Raw genomic sequence first — 14083 nt, forward strand, 5'->3', positions numbered from 1 at the left:
GCTATTCATGGGAAAGCCATAAAATTGCAGAATATGACCTGAGTTATTAGAAATATTTTATAAATTTGTATAATGAAAGTCGTTTAAATTTTTTAAGCACAAATTATTTTTACGTGTAGAATGTGCTCGGTTTTCAGAATTGTTTTTTTGCAGGTTATTTGTATGTCGGGTTCAACGATTACGCCGTGGGTAGTTGGTAATTGGAAGATGAATCCAATGCAGGCCGATGCTCAACAACTTATTCAAGATTTCAAAAGTTTATTACAAGCTCATCCAATCGATGAAAGCAGCTGCTATATCGGTGTAGCTCCTATAACTTTAGCGCTTACAACAACTCAAACAGCGTTAAGTTCAGCGAATCGTATGGTTTATACTGTCGCTCAAGATTTATCTCGAATTGCAGCAACAGGTGCTTATACAGGTGAAGTAAGCGCTGAATTGCTAAAAGATAGTCAAATTAACTTTGTTTTGATTGGGCATTCAGAACGTCGAGAAATTTTCGGTGAATCAGCTCAAGTCTTAAATGAAAAAATGAAGAATGCATTAAATGCAGGTTTGACTGTTATTTATTGTGTTGGTGAAAGCTTAGAACAGCGTGAAAGTGGTCAAGCAGAGCAGGTTGTTTTACAGCAAATTTGTGATATTGCAACGGTTGTTGACAGTGAACAATGGCAAAATATTGTTATTGCTTACGAACCCATTTGGGCGATTGGAACAGGTAAAACTGCTTCACCTGAAGATGCTCAAGCAATGCATGCACAAATTCGTGAAGGTTTAAGCCAAATTACGACCTATGGTCAAAGTATGGCAATTCTCTATGGTGGTAGTGTTAAACCTGAAAATGCAGTAGAGTTAGCGGCCTGTCCAGATATCAATGGTGCGCTCGTAGGTGGTGCATCATTAAATGCAGAGTCATTCCATAAAATTGCTCATGCATTTGCAAATACAAAATAATTAGGAGTTCAGCATGCATACTTTTGTGCTGGTAGTACATATTATCTTAGCCGTTTTAATGATTGGTCTGATTTTAGTTCAACATGGTAAAGGTGCAGATGCAGGTGCTTCTTTTGGTGGTGGTGGTGCAGCAACAGTATTTGGTGCATCAGGTTCTGGTAGCTTTTTAACTCGCTTAACTGCAGTTTTAACGGCACTTTTTTTTGTTACAAGCCTTACGCTAGCCGTATTTGCGAAGAAACAGACAACAGATGCGTATAGCTTGAAATCGGTAAATACTACGACTTCGACACCAGCTACACTGCCTGAAACTTCACCAACTGCACCTAAAACAGGCGAATAAGTCTAATTAAACCTTTCTTTTTTGGTTTGATGCGACTAGAATGCCTCACTGCTGCGGTGGTGGTGGAATTGGTAGACACGCTACCTTGAGGTGGTAGTGCTTTCGGGCGTGGGGGTTCAAGTCCCCCCTTCCGCACCAAATTATTAATCCAGAATATAATTTGGTGTAAGCAGTAAATCTATAGTTGCGGGATGGAGCAGTCTGGTAGCTCGTCGGGCTCATAACCCGAAGGTCGTTGGTTCAAATCCAGCTCCCGCTACCAATCTTTTTTAAGATGCAAACTTAAAAAGCGACTTAATTTATTAAGTTGAGATTATAAAGTGCATATTGTTGCGGGATGGAGCAGTCTGGTAGCTCGTCGGGCTCATAACCCGAAGGTCGTTGGTTCAAATCCAGCTCCCGCTACCAATCTTTTTAAGAAGCGAACTTAAAAAGCAATTAAATTTATTTAGTTGAAAATAAAACGTATGTTGTTGCGGGATGGAGCAGTCTGGTAGCTCGTCGGGCTCATAACCCGAAGGTCGTTGGTTCAAATCCAGCTCCCGCTACCAATCTTTTTAAGAAGCGAACTTAAAAAGCAATTAAATTTATTTAGTTGAAAATAAAACGTATGTTGTTGCGGGATGGAGCAGTCTGGTAGCTCGTCGGGCTCATAACCCGAAGGTCGTTGGTTCAAATCCAGCTCCCGCTACCACTTCCAATTAAGGTGCAACTTAATTGGGCGAAAACTGAAAGTTTGATTGAAAATGATCAGTATTTTGTATATAATTTTTGCACGTTGATGCGGGATGGAGCAGTCTGGTAGCTCGTCGGGCTCATAACCCGAAGGTCGTTGGTTCAAATCCAGCTCCCGCTACCAAGTTTCTAAAGAGAGGCTCACAACAAAGGTGGGCCTTTTTGCACAGTGGACTTTGGTTTTCTGTGTAATAATGGGGCGATTACGCCCTTTTTTATTATCTATCGTGTAGTGTCGACAATTTTTTGGTCAAATCGTCATGATTCACTACTACAATAGTTCTATATTGGCTTGTAGTGGCCGTTGACCATTTAATTTCACAAATTTGACGAGAGTAAATGAAGCTATCAAATAAAACTCAAGTACTTCAGGACCTTATTGCTCCAGCAGTACAAGCATGTAATGTAGATCTTTGGGGTATTGAATTTACACCTCAAGGTAAACGTTCTTTATTGCGTATTTATATCGACAAAGCAGTCGATGCAAGCGCAGAAACTATCGCGAATGAAGATGGTGAAGAAGAGCAAGGTCGTGGTATTGGCGTTCAAGATTGCGTACGCGTAACACAACAAGTCGGTGCAATGCTTGACGTACATGATCCAATTTCTGGTGAATATGCACTTGAAGTGTCATCTCCAGGTTGGGATCGTCCTTTCTTTCAACTAGAGCAAATGTCAGCGTATATTGGTCAACAGGTTGCCTTACGTTTGATTAGCGCAGTAGAAAACCGTCGTAAATTTCAAGCAAAACTCATTACTGTTGATCTTGAAAATGAAATGATTCAGGTTGAAGTTGAAAACCAACAAGTATTGGACATCGATAGTCACAATATTGATAAAGCGAATTTGATCTTTCAAGATTAATTGAATAAATAAGAATCTGACGAATAGGTGACTCATGGCACGCGAAATTCTTACTGTAGTAGAAACAGTTAGTAACGAAAAGGGTGTACCTCGTGATGCGATTTTTGAAGCGCTCGAACAAGCTCTAGTTGCAGCAACTAAAAAGAAATTCTATGAAGGTACACACTCTGAAGAAGCACGTTTACGTGTAGAGATTGACCGTAAAACTGGTGACTACAGCACTTTCCGTCAATGGGAAGTTGTTGCCGATGAAGATCATGAAATGCCTGCATGTCAAGATGCGATTTCTGATCTAGATCCAGAACAATGGGCAATTGGCGATATTCGTGAGTTAGAAGTTGAATCGATTGACTTCGGACGTATTGCTGCACAAATTGCGAAACAAGTGATTGTTCAAAAAATTCGTGAAGCAGAGCGTGCTTTAATTGCAGATGCATATGAAGCAAAAGTTGGTGAACTTATCTACGGTGAAGTTAAAAAACAAACTAAAGATGGTTTCATTATCGACTTAGGTGACAATGCTGAAGCATATCTTGCGCGCGAAGAAATGATTGCAAAAGAAATTCTTCGTCCTAAGCAACGCGTAAATGCAATTTTATATAATGTGAATCGCGAAGGTCGTGGCGCACAATTGTTATTGACTCGTTCTAAGCCTGAAATGCTTATTTCATTAATGACCAAAGAAATTCCTGAAATTTCTGAAGAAATTATCGAAATTAAAGCTGCAGCTCGTCTGCCTGGTGTACGTGCTAAAATTGCTGTAAAAACAAACGATCATCGTATTGATCCTGTTGGTGCTTGTATTGGTATGCGTGGTACACGTATCCAAGCAGTTCAATCAGAGTTAAATGGTGAACGTATTGATGTCGTTGTATGGTCTGATGATCCTGCACAATATATCGCAAGTGCTTTAGAGCCTGCTGATGTATCGGGCATTGTGATTGATGAAGAAGAACGTACAGCTGATATTATTTTCGCGACAAGCGATCAATTGGCACGTGCAATCGGTTCACAAGGTCAAAACGTACGTTTAGCATCTGAGTTGACTGGTTACAAGCTTAATATGATGCTTGAAGAAGAATACCATGCACGTCAGCAAAATGAAGCACAACAATATTTAGATATGTTTGTTGGTCGTCTAGATATTGCTGAAGATCTTGCAATGGCATTGGTCGAAATGGGCTTCACTTCTTTGGAAGAGATTGCTTATGTACCAGCAGAAACATTTGATGAAATCGAATTAGATGCTGAAGTTGTAGAAATGTTACAAAGTCGTGCAAAAGAAGTGACTTTGGCTGATGCATTGAAACAACAAGAAAACATCCAAGATCCGAGTGACGAACTTCTAGCAATGGAAGGAATGACACAAGAGATCGCTTATGCGCTTGCTGCTCGTGGTGTGGTAACAATTGATGATCTTGCTGATCAGGCAACTGATGATATCGAAGATATTGAAGGTTTAGGTGCTGAAAAAGCGGGTCAACTCATTATGAAAGCGCGCGAATCATGGTTTAACTAGGAGATAATATATGACGGACAAGTCGATTAAAGAGTTGGCACTCAGTGTGGGTCGTCCAATTGAGAAGCTCCTGGAACAGGTTCGTGATGCTGGCTTACCGCAAAGTAAAGCTGACGATATTATTTCTACTGAACAACAAGATACCTTAGTCAACCATTTGAAAAAAATTCATGGTCAAGATACAGGTAATGCAGGACAAATCACGTTGAAACGTAAAACTACCAGTACTGCTAAAGTGGCAAGTACATCAGGTAAAGCGAAAACGATTAATGTAGAAGTTCGCAAGAAACATACATTTGTTAAGCCAGATCCTGAACAAATTAAAGCTGAAGCTTTAGCGAAAGCTGAAGAACAAGCGAAACAAGCAACTCAAAATGTTGCGAATAAATCTACAGCGAAAGCTGAAACACCATCACAGTCTTCTGGTGCAAGTAAAGCATTAGAAGCGATGCGTGCTGCTGCAAAGCAAACAACTGAAAAGCAAGAAGTATCTAAAGCGGCTGTTGTTGTTAAGCGTAAATCTACAAACAAACCTGTTGTGAAAGCACAAGTTAAACAAGTAGAAACACCTGAACAAAAACGCGCACGTGAAGCTCAAGCCGCACAATTAAAAGCGACTGAAGAAGCAGCACGTCGTAAGTCAGCTGAAGAAGCTCAACAACGTACGCTTGAACAAATGCGCCAAATGGCAACTAAGTACTCTAGTGATGATGCTACTACTGCAACTATTCGTGTAGTAGATGATTCACCACTGGCTGCTGGTCTTGTTGGTCAAGCATACGAAGATTCATTTGCGAAAGAAGACCGCGAGATTAAACGTGGTACGAATACACCAACTGCACGTGCACCGAAAAAAGGTGGTCGTCGTGGTCAGGAAGAGCAAAGCTTCAGTAAGCAACCTAAACGTGGTTTGAAAACAAGTCAGGGCAACAAGCACGGCTTTGAAAAACCAGTTAAAAAACAAGTTTATGATGTTGAAATCGGTGAAACGATTGTTGTTGCTGACTTAGCTGCAAAAATGGCAATCAAGGTTCGTGAAGTTATTAAATCACTTATGAAAATGGGTGAATTGGTTACTCAAAACCAAGCGATTGAACAAGATATTGCTGCACTTGTTGTAGAAGAAATGGGTCATAACCCAGTTCGTGTATCTGATACTCAAGCGGAAGATAACTTACTTGAAGCTGCTGAAGTTGCTCGTGGTGCGCAATCTACACGTGCACCAGTAGTGACAATCATGGGTCACGTTGACCATGGTAAAACATCGCTTCTTGACCGTATTCGTCGTGCTAAAGTTGCACAAGGCGAAGCGGGCGGTATTACACAGCATATCGGTGCTTACCACGTTACAACTGAAAAAGGTATTATCACTTTCCTAGATACTCCGGGACACGCAGCGTTTACTGCTATGCGTTCACGTGGTGCGAAAGCGACTGATATCGTAGTTCTTGTTGTTGCAGCTGATGATGGTGTAATGCCACAAACAGCGGAAGCAATTGATCATGCTCGTGCTGCAGGTACTCCAATTATTGTTGCTATCAACAAAATGGATAAAGAATCTGCTGATCCAGATCGCGTATTGAACGAATTGACTGCGAAACAAATTGTCCCTGAACAATGGGGTGGTGATGTTCCAGTAGCAATGGTTTCAGCACATTCTGGTCAAGGTATTGATGAACTTCTAGATCTTATTTCAATTCAAGCAGAAATGTTAGAGTTGAAAGCATCTGAAGAAGGTGCTGCACAAGGTGTTGTAATTGAAGCACGTGTAGATAACAGCCGTGGTGCTGTAACATCTATCCTTGTTCAAAATGGTACATTGAAAGTGGGTGATTTAGTACTTGCTGGTTCATCTTATGGTCGCGTTCGTGCGATGACTGATGAAAACGGTAATCGTATTAAGTCTGCAGGTCCTTCAATTCCAGTTGAAATTTTAGGTCTTCCAGAAGCGCCAATGGCGGGTGATGAAGTTCTTGTTGTAACAGATGAGAAGAAAGCACGTGAAGTTGCTGATGCTCGTATGGATCGTGAACGTCAAAAACGTCTTGAACGTCAATCTGCTATGCGTCTTGAAAACATCATGGCGTCTATGGGCAAGAAAGATGTGCCTATCGTTAACGTTGTTCTTAAAACTGACGTACGCGGTACATTAGAAGCACTTCATGTTGCGCTTGCTGAACTTGCAACTGACGAAGTTAAAGTACGTATTATCGGTTCAGGTGTTGGTGCAATCACTGAGTCTGACGTTACACTTGCTGAATCTTCAGAAGCTGTTCTTCTTGGCTTTAACGTACGTGCGGACAACACTGCTCGTCAAAAAGCAGATGCGGATAGCATTGATATTCGTTACTACTCAGTAATCTATCAATTGATTGATGATGTTAAAGCGGCAATGAGCGGTAAGCTTGAGCCAGAACATCGTGAAACAATTCTTGGTGTTGCTCAAGTACGTGAAGTATTCCACTCAAGTAAATTCGGTGCGGCTGCAGGCTGTATGGTGCTTGAAGGTACATTACATCGCAATAAACCAATTCGCGTATTACGTGATGACGTGGTTGTGTTCCAAGGTGAGCTTGAATCTCTTCGTCGCTATAAAGAAGTCGTTGAAGATGTTCGTGCTGGTATGGAATGTGGTCTTGCGGTTAAAGGTTATAAAGACATTAAAGCACTTGATAAGATCGAAGTGTACGATGTTAAATTAATTAAACGGAGTCTTTAATGGCGGGTAGTCAACGTCTGAAGCGCATGGCGGATACTGTACAACGCGAGTTGTCTGAGCTTATCCGTCAAGAGCTTAAAGATCCACGCTTAGGTGGTCTTGTGACCATCTCTGCTGTGAAGGTTAGCCCAGATTTAGGATATGCTGAAGTATACGTAACAGTGATGGGACGTGAACTTGGCGATGACCAAAGTGAAGTGGCAAATAAGGAAACTTTAGATGTATTAAATAGTGCATCTGGTTTCTTGCGTCATGAATTGGGTCGTCGTATTAAAACGCGCATTACACCGCGTTTGCGTTTCCATTACGATAAGACGAATGCTTATGGTAATTATATGTTTGGTCTAATTGCAGAGGCAGTGAAGGATTTACCTCCTGTTGAAGCAAAACAAGATGATGAATAATTTGCTGTAATCATAAAAAAGCCACCTTAGGGTGGCTTTTTTATATCTAATATTTTGACTTATAAATTGATTCTAAAAATTAATGTAAGTCATCTTTGGTTGATTTACTTTTTGCGTGGAAAGCACGTCGACGTGTACGTTGCCACGGTAAAGGACGATCAATAGTTTCGGGTACATCACCACTCATAGATCTTAAACGTAAATGTAATGCTGCTTGAGCCATTAAATTTGCAGATACTGGTGCTGTGATAAATGTGAATAACGTAATTAAAATTTCAGCGAAGCCAAAGCGACCTTGAAAAGCTGAGTAAATCATTGAAGCTAATAAAAAACTACCTAAACCAAGCGTGCCAGATTTTGTTGGTGCATGTAAGCGCATAAATAAATCGGGGAGCCGAACCATACCAATACTACCGATGAGTATGAAAAAAGCACCAACCAGTAAAAATATTGAAACGAGAATTTCCATAACAAGTTGCATAGTCTGTTCTCCTAATCAATCACATGGCCAGATGTAAAATATCTAGCCAAAGCAGTTGTTGAAACGAAACCAAGCATTGCAACAAGTAATGCACCTTCAAATAATGATGTGCTTGCCCAATAAATGCCTAAAACCACAATTAAGCAAATTGAATTTAAAAATAAGGTATCTAAGGCCAAGAGGCGATCTACGATAGACGGTCCCATAATTAAACGAACAAGGCATAAGAACATCGAGATTGTAATTGCAATCATGCAAATACTTAAAGCGTAGGGCAAAATGCTCATGATTTATCTCCTGCTTTCACGCCAAAAATACGCATTAAAGGTTGCTCATAGCGAGCCTTAATGGTCTTAATTTCATTTTCAACATCATCGGTACTCAAGGCATGAACGAGAATATCGCAACGATCTTGATCAATACCCGCTGTGACTGTACCTGGGGTGGTGGTAATAATCATCGCGAGAAGTGAATTAACTTCTTCGTGTTGTGAGTCTAGTGGTACGCGGAACCATTTAGGGTGTAGGTTTTTGGTTGGCCCTAGAACTAATTTTGCGACATTGATGTTGCACAGAATAATATCCCACACGACAATTAAAAATAATTTAACAGCTTCCATCCAATGAATACTGCCAGTACGGTCAATAAATTGGTTCAGGAGTTTTGGGATAGAAATTGCCAAAACAAAAGCCATAAGCAAGGTGGCAACATCTAAACTATGTGCCAACATTACCCAACTTAAACCACACAGCACTGAAACAAGCGGATGGGGAAACCAGCAGTCTACAAAAGATTTTTTTTGCATATTATGGTTTCTCCATTGGTTTAAGTTCATCTATTTCAGGGTGATCTTCTTGAATATCCTGTTCTAAAATTTGACGTTTTTTAAACTCAGAAATATGTTCACCATCTAGCGTATCCTTAGAAATAACATAAGGAATTAAGTGTGCATTTGGATCTACAGTTTCACCGCCATATTTCGTTTCTGGTAGATTTTCTGCATCAAAAGGTTGAACGCTAATAAACTCGCCATGTTCATCTTTTTTCAAGAACATTGCTTCATATAATGCATTGTTTTGAATTTGCTGTGCAGTATTAGAGACATAGTTGTAAATTGGATTTGCAAATACAACATACATCATTAATGTGCCGAGTAAAATGTAGATGGCTATATCGTTACGTTTTGGGGCAATTTCAGGTAAAGCTTGGTATGTTTTAAATTCATCTTTTGATGGATCATTTTCAGGCTTAGTTGAGCGCCAGAATAGGACAAAGCCAACACGTGTAAATGCAATAATACTTAAAAGACTGACCACTAAAACTGTAATGATAATGATCAGTTGATACGGTGAATTTGCGGTTGCTTGTAAAAGGAATACTTTACCAAAGAAGCCACTGAAAGGGGGTAAACCTGCCATCATTAGAGCAATGATGAAGTAGGTAATAGAAACAACTTTATGTTGCTTCATTTGTGGTGCAATTTTAAAGTGATCTTTAAATTCACCACGTTGGGATGTAATCCAACCAGACAGTAAATAGAAAGCCGCACCAATAAGCGTGCTGTGTACAAGATAGTACAATGCTGCTGCCCAAGCTTGCATATTGAATAGTGATATTGCAATAAGAATTGTGCCAATAGATGACAAAATCATAAAGCCAACAAAGCGTCTTAGGCGTTCAGCACCAATCGCACAAATTGCACCATAAAGCGAAGTAATTAAACCGATAGGTAATAATAAGTTTTGTAGAATTGAACGGCTTAAATCATCATCAAATACTGTGCCATTTACCCGTAAAATAGAGTAAATACCCACTTTGGTCATAATGGTGAAAATAGCAGCTACAGGTGTGGTTGCAACGGCATAGGTTTTGGGTAGCCAAAAACCTACAGGTAACATGGCTGCTTTAATACCAAAGACAACAAATAAAAGTAATCCACCTGCAACTGCAAGTTTATGCTGATCGGGCTCAAGTAATGGCATGAGTCGTGCGACATCAGCCATATTTAAACTACCAACACTGCCGTAAATCATGCCTAAACCAATAAGGAAAAGGGCAGAAGCGAGTAAGTTGATGGTGACGTAATGAATGCCCAATTGAAATCTTGCTCTGCCTTGTCCGTGAAGTAAGAGGACATAAGAGGCCATGAGTAAAATTTCAAAGAATACGAATAAGTTAAATAAATCGCCTGTCAGGAATGCACCACAAAGTCCCATCAATAAAAAATGGAACATGGCATGGAAGTAACGTCCACGCTCATCCCATTCTTTACTTGCATACCACATAACTGGTACAGCAAGCCCATAGGTGAGTACCAACATAAATGCAGAAAGTTGGTCGAGGACTAAGACAATACCAAAAGGAGCTACCCATTCACTGAGGTTATAAACCGTAATTTGACCACTACTTGCAAAAATCAAATAGTTAATTGCGGTGAATAAGCCCAGTGCCGAAGAAACGTAACTGATACCACGACGCCAAGGTTGGCGCCAATCGTGCGCAAGTGAACCTGAACCAGGGTTGCCTAAAAGTACTAAAATAAATGCAGTAATTGCAGGAATTAAAATACTAAAAATAGGAGTATGTTGTGTCCAAAATTGGAGGATGTCATTCATTATGGCTCATCCTCACGTGGGTCAATTTGCGGTATTTCTTCTTTTGAGTCAACGTGGTCTGTTCCTGTTTCAAAACGACTGCGTAATGCAAGTTGCACAATAAATGCTGTTGTTGCAAAACCAATGACGATTGCCGTTAAAACTAAAGCTTGTGGAAGTGGATCTGTTACGCGTTCTGTTGCTGTAAGTACGGCAGGTGCATTGACCTGAATACGTCCCATAGCAAATAAAAACAAATTCACGGCATAACCAATCATGGCTAAACCAAGCACTACAGGGAATGTACGCGCACGTAGGATTAAATAAATGCCTGTTGCGGTGAGTAATCCAATAGAAGAGGCGAGTAAAATTTCTAAACTAATCATATTTTCACCCCTTCGGAACTGGACCAGTAATACTGGTATGACGTGAGTCGCCAAGTACGGAAATCATCAGCATGGTTGCGCCAACAACAGTAATATAAACACCCAAGTCAAAAATTGATGCAGATGCTAAATGCATTTCACCTAAAATTGGTGGGTTCACATAAATATGTGCGCTTGTTAAGAATGGGCGACCCCAAATCCATGCCCCCATACCTGATAAGCCTGCAATGACTAAACCAATACCAATCCAAATTTCATATAAGCGACCTGATTTGGCTTTTAGTAAGCGTTCTGCTTGATCTTGACCTAATGCAATATATTGAATCACAAGTGCAAGAGAGGTAATTAAACCTGCAATAAAGCCACCACCTGGTAAGTTATGACCACGTAGGAAGATATATAAGCTCACCACAAGTGCTAAGGCTAAAATCCAAGAAGATGTAATACGGAACATCAAAGGGGATGGGTTAAAGCGGTAAGTGAGACCTTGCGTTGTGGTTGTACCATGAGTACGCATACCATCCATTAAACAAAGTGCACCAATTGCAGCAATACCTAATACGGTAATTTCACCAAAGGTATCGAAACCACGGAAGTCGACCAAAATCACGTTTACAACGTTCGTACCACCACCAAGAGGGATGGCTTGTTGCATAAAGAACCATGAAATTGAGTTGTGATCACGCGTGAGTATGAGCCATGTAATCCACGCAATACCTACACCACCAGAAATTGCAATAATCGCATCTCGCCAACGTCTAGGTACAGAAGATTCATAAGGTGTAAGTTGTGGAAGTAAGGATAAGCTCATCAGTAGTAAAACAGTTGTGACTACATCTACTGTAATTTGAGTTAATGCTAAATCGGGTGCAGAGAAGCAAACGAATACAATGGTTACGACTAAGCCAACAGCACCACTAATTAAAATAGCTTTAATGCGCTCGTGATGGAACCACAGCATCATCCAACATGCAGAGAATAATAAAAGCCAAAGAACAATGGCGATAGCTGGGGCATGAGTTAATTCACGTGTACCTGTTGTCAGTCCTGAATTGAATAATGGCATGGCAACAACGGCAATGCTGAAGAATACAATCCATAAGAGATAGCTTTGTAATTTTCCATTTTCAGTTGCACGTTTAAATTTGCGTGAATTGAGTAGTAGATGTTTTAAAAATAATTCAAATAAAACTTTGCCTTGGAATTTCCCTAAATAAGGATCTAGGTCAATTTCACGGATTTTTCCACCTTTAGCTAATGCAAAGTAGAAACTAACACCACCAATTAAAGCAATAACACTCATGAGCAATGGCATATTAAAACCATGCCAAATGGCAATATGTACGCCTTCAAAGTTTGCCAATTGTGTACTTGCACGTGTAGTACTGTTCACAACATTTTGGATGAATAGTGTAGGTAAAATTCCCACTAAAATGCACAAGAAGGCAAGTAATGTTGCAGGTGCTCTCATTCCAAAAGTAGGTTCATGCGCATCTTTATTAGGTACATCTTTGCCTACGGGTCCATCAAAGAAAACCCCGTGTACTAAGCGAACCGAGTAAGCAACTGCAAAAATTCCTGCAAATGTTGCAACAATTGCAGAGACAACCATCACAGGGCCTGACAAATTGGCAAGTAGTTCTGTAAAGAACATCTCTTTAGACAAGAAGCCATTTGTGAGTGGAACACCTGCCATAGATGCTGCAGTAATCATGGTTAATGTTGCAGTAAACGGAAGGAGTTGCCATAAACCACTGAGTTTACGCAAATCACGTGTACCCGATTCATGGTCGATAATACCTGCAATCATGAATAAAGCAGCTTTAAATGTTGCATGGTTAATAATATGGAAAATTGCCGCAGCAACAGCAAGGGGAGAGCCAATACCAAGTAAGCAAACAATAAGACCTAAATGGCTGATGGTTGAATATGCCAATAAACCTTTTAAATCTTCTTTAAAGATGGCGAAGAAAGCCGCCATACATAACGTGAATAATCCAATGAAAGTAACAATATTATGATAAAGCGCCGCACCTGCAAAAATTGGAATTAACCGTGCAAGTAAGAAAATACCTGCTTTAACCATAGTTGCAGAGTGTAAATATGCAGATACAGGTGTTGGTGCTGCCATTGCATTTGGCAACCAAAAGTGGAAAGGAAACTGCGCACTTTTAGTAAAAGCACCCAACAGAATTAATAATAATGTTGGAACAAATAGAGCATGATTTTGAATTTGCTCAGACATTCCTAAAATTTGGTCTATTTGATAGGTACCTGTAATTTGCCCTAACAAAATAAAGCCACCCAGCATGGCTAAACCACCCATACCTGTAATTGTAAGTGCCATACGAGAACCACGTTGAGCAGCTTCGTAATTGCTCCAATATCCGACAAGTAGGAAGGATGAGATACTGGTAAGTTCCCAGAAAACGAGTAATAAGAGTAAGTTGTTAGATAAAGAGATCCCCAGCATTGCTGCCATAAACAGCATGAGTAATAAATATAATTTGCTGAGTGAGTTTTTAGGGCTTAAATAATAATATGCATAAATATAAATAAGTGTACCAATTCCCGTAATGAGGAGGGAAAAGAGTAAACCAAGTGCATCGAGGCGGAAACTTAGATCTATTCCTAATTGAGGTAGCCAAGACCAAGTTTGAATAATGGTTTCACCATTAAAAACTGTTTTGGCTTGAGTCAGCAACAAAATTAAACTCGTTAAGCTGACTCCAATAGCACCTAAAGCTGTTACCCCGCGTGAGAATTTCTTCAGCCACGAGACAAGTATTGTGCCTAGTACTAACGGTAACAATATAATAATCGGTAGCACACTCATATCCATTGTCGTGATTTAGGTCTAAAAAACCTAGCGTGAATCTTAATCTTTCAAGGATTATAGGACAGCAAAGAACCATCCAAGTTTCTAAATCTTGAAAGCCAAATGTTTAATCTAAATGAAAAGTAAGTTGTATTGCGCAACTTAGGAATGATTGCAAAATCCGATTTTTTTACAAAAATTGCAAATAAATCCGATCATATTACAGCCAAGACGCAACATCAATCTTTTTCGATCCCACGGAGAAC

General features: G+C 40.0%; 12 protein-coding genes and 6 tRNA genes. 12 read left to right on the forward strand and 6 right to left on the reverse strand.

The genetic code is table 11. From position 1 onward, the window contains the following. Window positions 1–162 precede the first annotated feature (162 nt). The 12 genes from tpiA (at window position 163) to GTK57_RS07540 (ending at window position 7538) form a co-directional block, all read left to right on the forward strand. Entirely contained in the window at window positions 163–954 is a 792-nt protein-coding gene (gene tpiA, locus GTK57_RS07485; protein ID WP_163122273.1) for a triose-phosphate isomerase, read from the forward strand. Between the two features lie 13 nt (window positions 955–967). Beyond that, window positions 968–1297 carry a preprotein translocase subunit SecG gene (gene secG, locus GTK57_RS07490; protein ID WP_163122276.1) on the forward strand — a complete coding sequence of 110 codons (330 nt, stop codon included), beginning with the start codon at window positions 968–970 and terminating at the stop codon, window positions 1295–1297. A 53-nt stretch (window positions 1298–1350) separates the two neighbouring features. After that, window positions 1351–1435, forward strand: a tRNA-Leu gene (locus GTK57_RS07495). A gap of 47 nt (window positions 1436–1482) precedes the next feature. Beyond that, window positions 1483–1559 (forward strand) — tRNA-Met (locus tag GTK57_RS07500). 69 nt (window positions 1560–1628) lie between these two features. Then, window positions 1629–1705 (forward strand) — tRNA-Met (locus tag GTK57_RS07505). Window positions 1706–1771: 66 nt separating this feature from the next. Continuing rightward, window positions 1772–1848, forward strand: a tRNA-Met gene (locus GTK57_RS07510). Window positions 1849–1914: 66 nt separating this feature from the next. Further along, window positions 1915–1991 (forward strand) — tRNA-Met (locus tag GTK57_RS07515). Between the two features lie 88 nt (window positions 1992–2079). Continuing rightward, window positions 2080–2156 (forward strand) — tRNA-Met (locus GTK57_RS07520). Window positions 2157–2371: 215 nt separating this feature from the next. Beyond that, window positions 2372–2896 carry a ribosome maturation factor RimP gene (rimP, locus tag GTK57_RS07525; protein ID WP_163122279.1) on the forward strand — a complete coding sequence of 175 codons (525 nt, stop codon included), beginning with the start codon at window positions 2372–2374 and terminating at the stop codon, window positions 2894–2896. A 34-nt stretch (window positions 2897–2930) separates the two neighbouring features. Continuing rightward, a complete protein-coding gene (nusA, locus tag GTK57_RS07530; protein WP_152873364.1) occupies window positions 2931–4415 on the forward strand; it encodes a transcription termination factor NusA in 1485 nt (494 codons plus the stop codon). 10 nt (window positions 4416–4425) lie between these two features. After that, entirely contained in the window at window positions 4426–7134 is a 2709-nt protein-coding gene (infB, locus tag GTK57_RS07535) for a translation initiation factor IF-2 (protein WP_152873366.1), read from the forward strand. Further along, window positions 7134–7538: a ribosome-binding factor A gene (locus tag GTK57_RS07540; protein ID WP_152873368.1), complete on the forward strand. Its 405-nt coding sequence runs from the start codon at window positions 7134–7136 to the stop codon at window positions 7536–7538. The genes infB and GTK57_RS07540 overlap by 1 nt, the downstream gene beginning before the upstream one ends. Before the next feature lie 79 nt (window positions 7539–7617). Here GTK57_RS07540 and GTK57_RS07545 read toward each other — a convergent pair whose 3' ends face one another. The 6 genes from GTK57_RS07545 to GTK57_RS07570 are packed head-to-tail and all read right to left on the reverse strand — an operon-like array spanning window position 7618 to window position 13841. After that, on the reverse strand, window positions 7618–8019 hold the full coding sequence (locus GTK57_RS07545; protein ID WP_152873370.1) for a Na+/H+ antiporter subunit G: 402 nt from the start codon (window positions 8017–8019) through the stop codon (window positions 7618–7620). Window positions 8020–8030: 11 nt separating this feature from the next. After that, entirely contained in the window at window positions 8031–8306 is a 276-nt protein-coding gene (locus tag GTK57_RS07550) for a monovalent cation/H+ antiporter subunit F (RefSeq protein WP_152873371.1), read from the reverse strand. Then, the gene (locus GTK57_RS07555) at window positions 8303–8824 is read right to left on the reverse strand and encodes a Na+/H+ antiporter subunit E (RefSeq protein WP_163122282.1); all 522 of its coding nucleotides are present in this window, start codon (window positions 8822–8824) and stop codon (window positions 8303–8305) included. Before GTK57_RS07555 ends, GTK57_RS07550 begins: the two co-directional genes overlap by 4 nt. Window position 8825: 1 nt before the next feature. Continuing rightward, entirely contained in the window at window positions 8826–10634 is a 1809-nt protein-coding gene (locus GTK57_RS07560; protein WP_163122285.1) for a monovalent cation/H+ antiporter subunit D, read from the reverse strand. Further along, window positions 10634–10999 (reverse strand): Na+/H+ antiporter subunit C, encoded by a 366-nt coding sequence (locus tag GTK57_RS07565; RefSeq protein WP_152873377.1) that lies wholly within the window; start codon window positions 10997–10999, stop codon window positions 10634–10636. The genes GTK57_RS07560 and GTK57_RS07565 overlap by 1 nt, the downstream gene beginning before the upstream one ends. Window positions 11000–11003: 4 nt before the next feature. Then, window positions 11004–13841, reverse strand: coding sequence for a monovalent cation/H+ antiporter subunit A (locus GTK57_RS07570; protein ID WP_163122288.1), 2838 nt, complete (start codon window positions 13839–13841; stop codon window positions 11004–11006). Window positions 13842–14083 lie beyond the last annotated feature (242 nt).

It is taken from the genome of Acinetobacter portensis, assembly GCF_010646905.1.
Taxonomy (GTDB): domain Bacteria; phylum Pseudomonadota; class Gammaproteobacteria; order Pseudomonadales; family Moraxellaceae; genus Acinetobacter; species Acinetobacter portensis.

Bases quoted from the DNA above. Each gene is read 5' to 3' on its own strand.
- GTK57_RS07555 (WP_163122282.1), bottom strand. From the start codon at position 8,824: ATGCAAAAAAAATCTTTTGTAGACTGCTGGTTTCCCCATCCGCTTGTT.
- GTK57_RS07565 (WP_152873377.1), bottom strand. From the start codon at position 10,999: ATGATTAGTTTAGAAATTTTACTCGCCTCTTCTATTGGATTACTCACC.
- GTK57_RS07560 (WP_163122285.1), bottom strand. From the start codon at position 10,634: ATGAATGACATCCTCCAATTTTGGACACAACATACTCCTATTTTTAGT.
- infB (WP_152873366.1), top strand. From the start codon at position 4,426: ATGACGGACAAGTCGATTAAAGAGTTGGCACTCAGTGTGGGTCGTCCA.
- nusA (WP_152873364.1), top strand. From the start codon at position 2,931: ATGGCACGCGAAATTCTTACTGTAGTAGAAACAGTTAGTAACGAAAAG.
- GTK57_RS07550 (WP_152873371.1), bottom strand. From the start codon at position 8,306: ATGAGCATTTTGCCCTACGCTTTAAGTATTTGCATGATTGCAATTACA.
- rimP (WP_163122279.1), top strand. From the start codon at position 2,372: ATGAAGCTATCAAATAAAACTCAAGTACTTCAGGACCTTATTGCTCCA.
- tpiA (WP_163122273.1), top strand. From the start codon at position 163: ATGTCGGGTTCAACGATTACGCCGTGGGTAGTTGGTAATTGGAAGATG.
- GTK57_RS07570 (WP_163122288.1), bottom strand. From the start codon at position 13,841: ATGGATATGAGTGTGCTACCGATTATTATATTGTTACCGTTAGTACTA.
- GTK57_RS07545 (WP_152873370.1), bottom strand. From the start codon at position 8,019: ATGCAACTTGTTATGGAAATTCTCGTTTCAATATTTTTACTGGTTGGT.
- secG (WP_163122276.1), top strand. From the start codon at position 968: ATGCATACTTTTGTGCTGGTAGTACATATTATCTTAGCCGTTTTAATG.
- GTK57_RS07540 (WP_152873368.1), top strand. From the start codon at position 7,134: ATGGCGGGTAGTCAACGTCTGAAGCGCATGGCGGATACTGTACAACGC.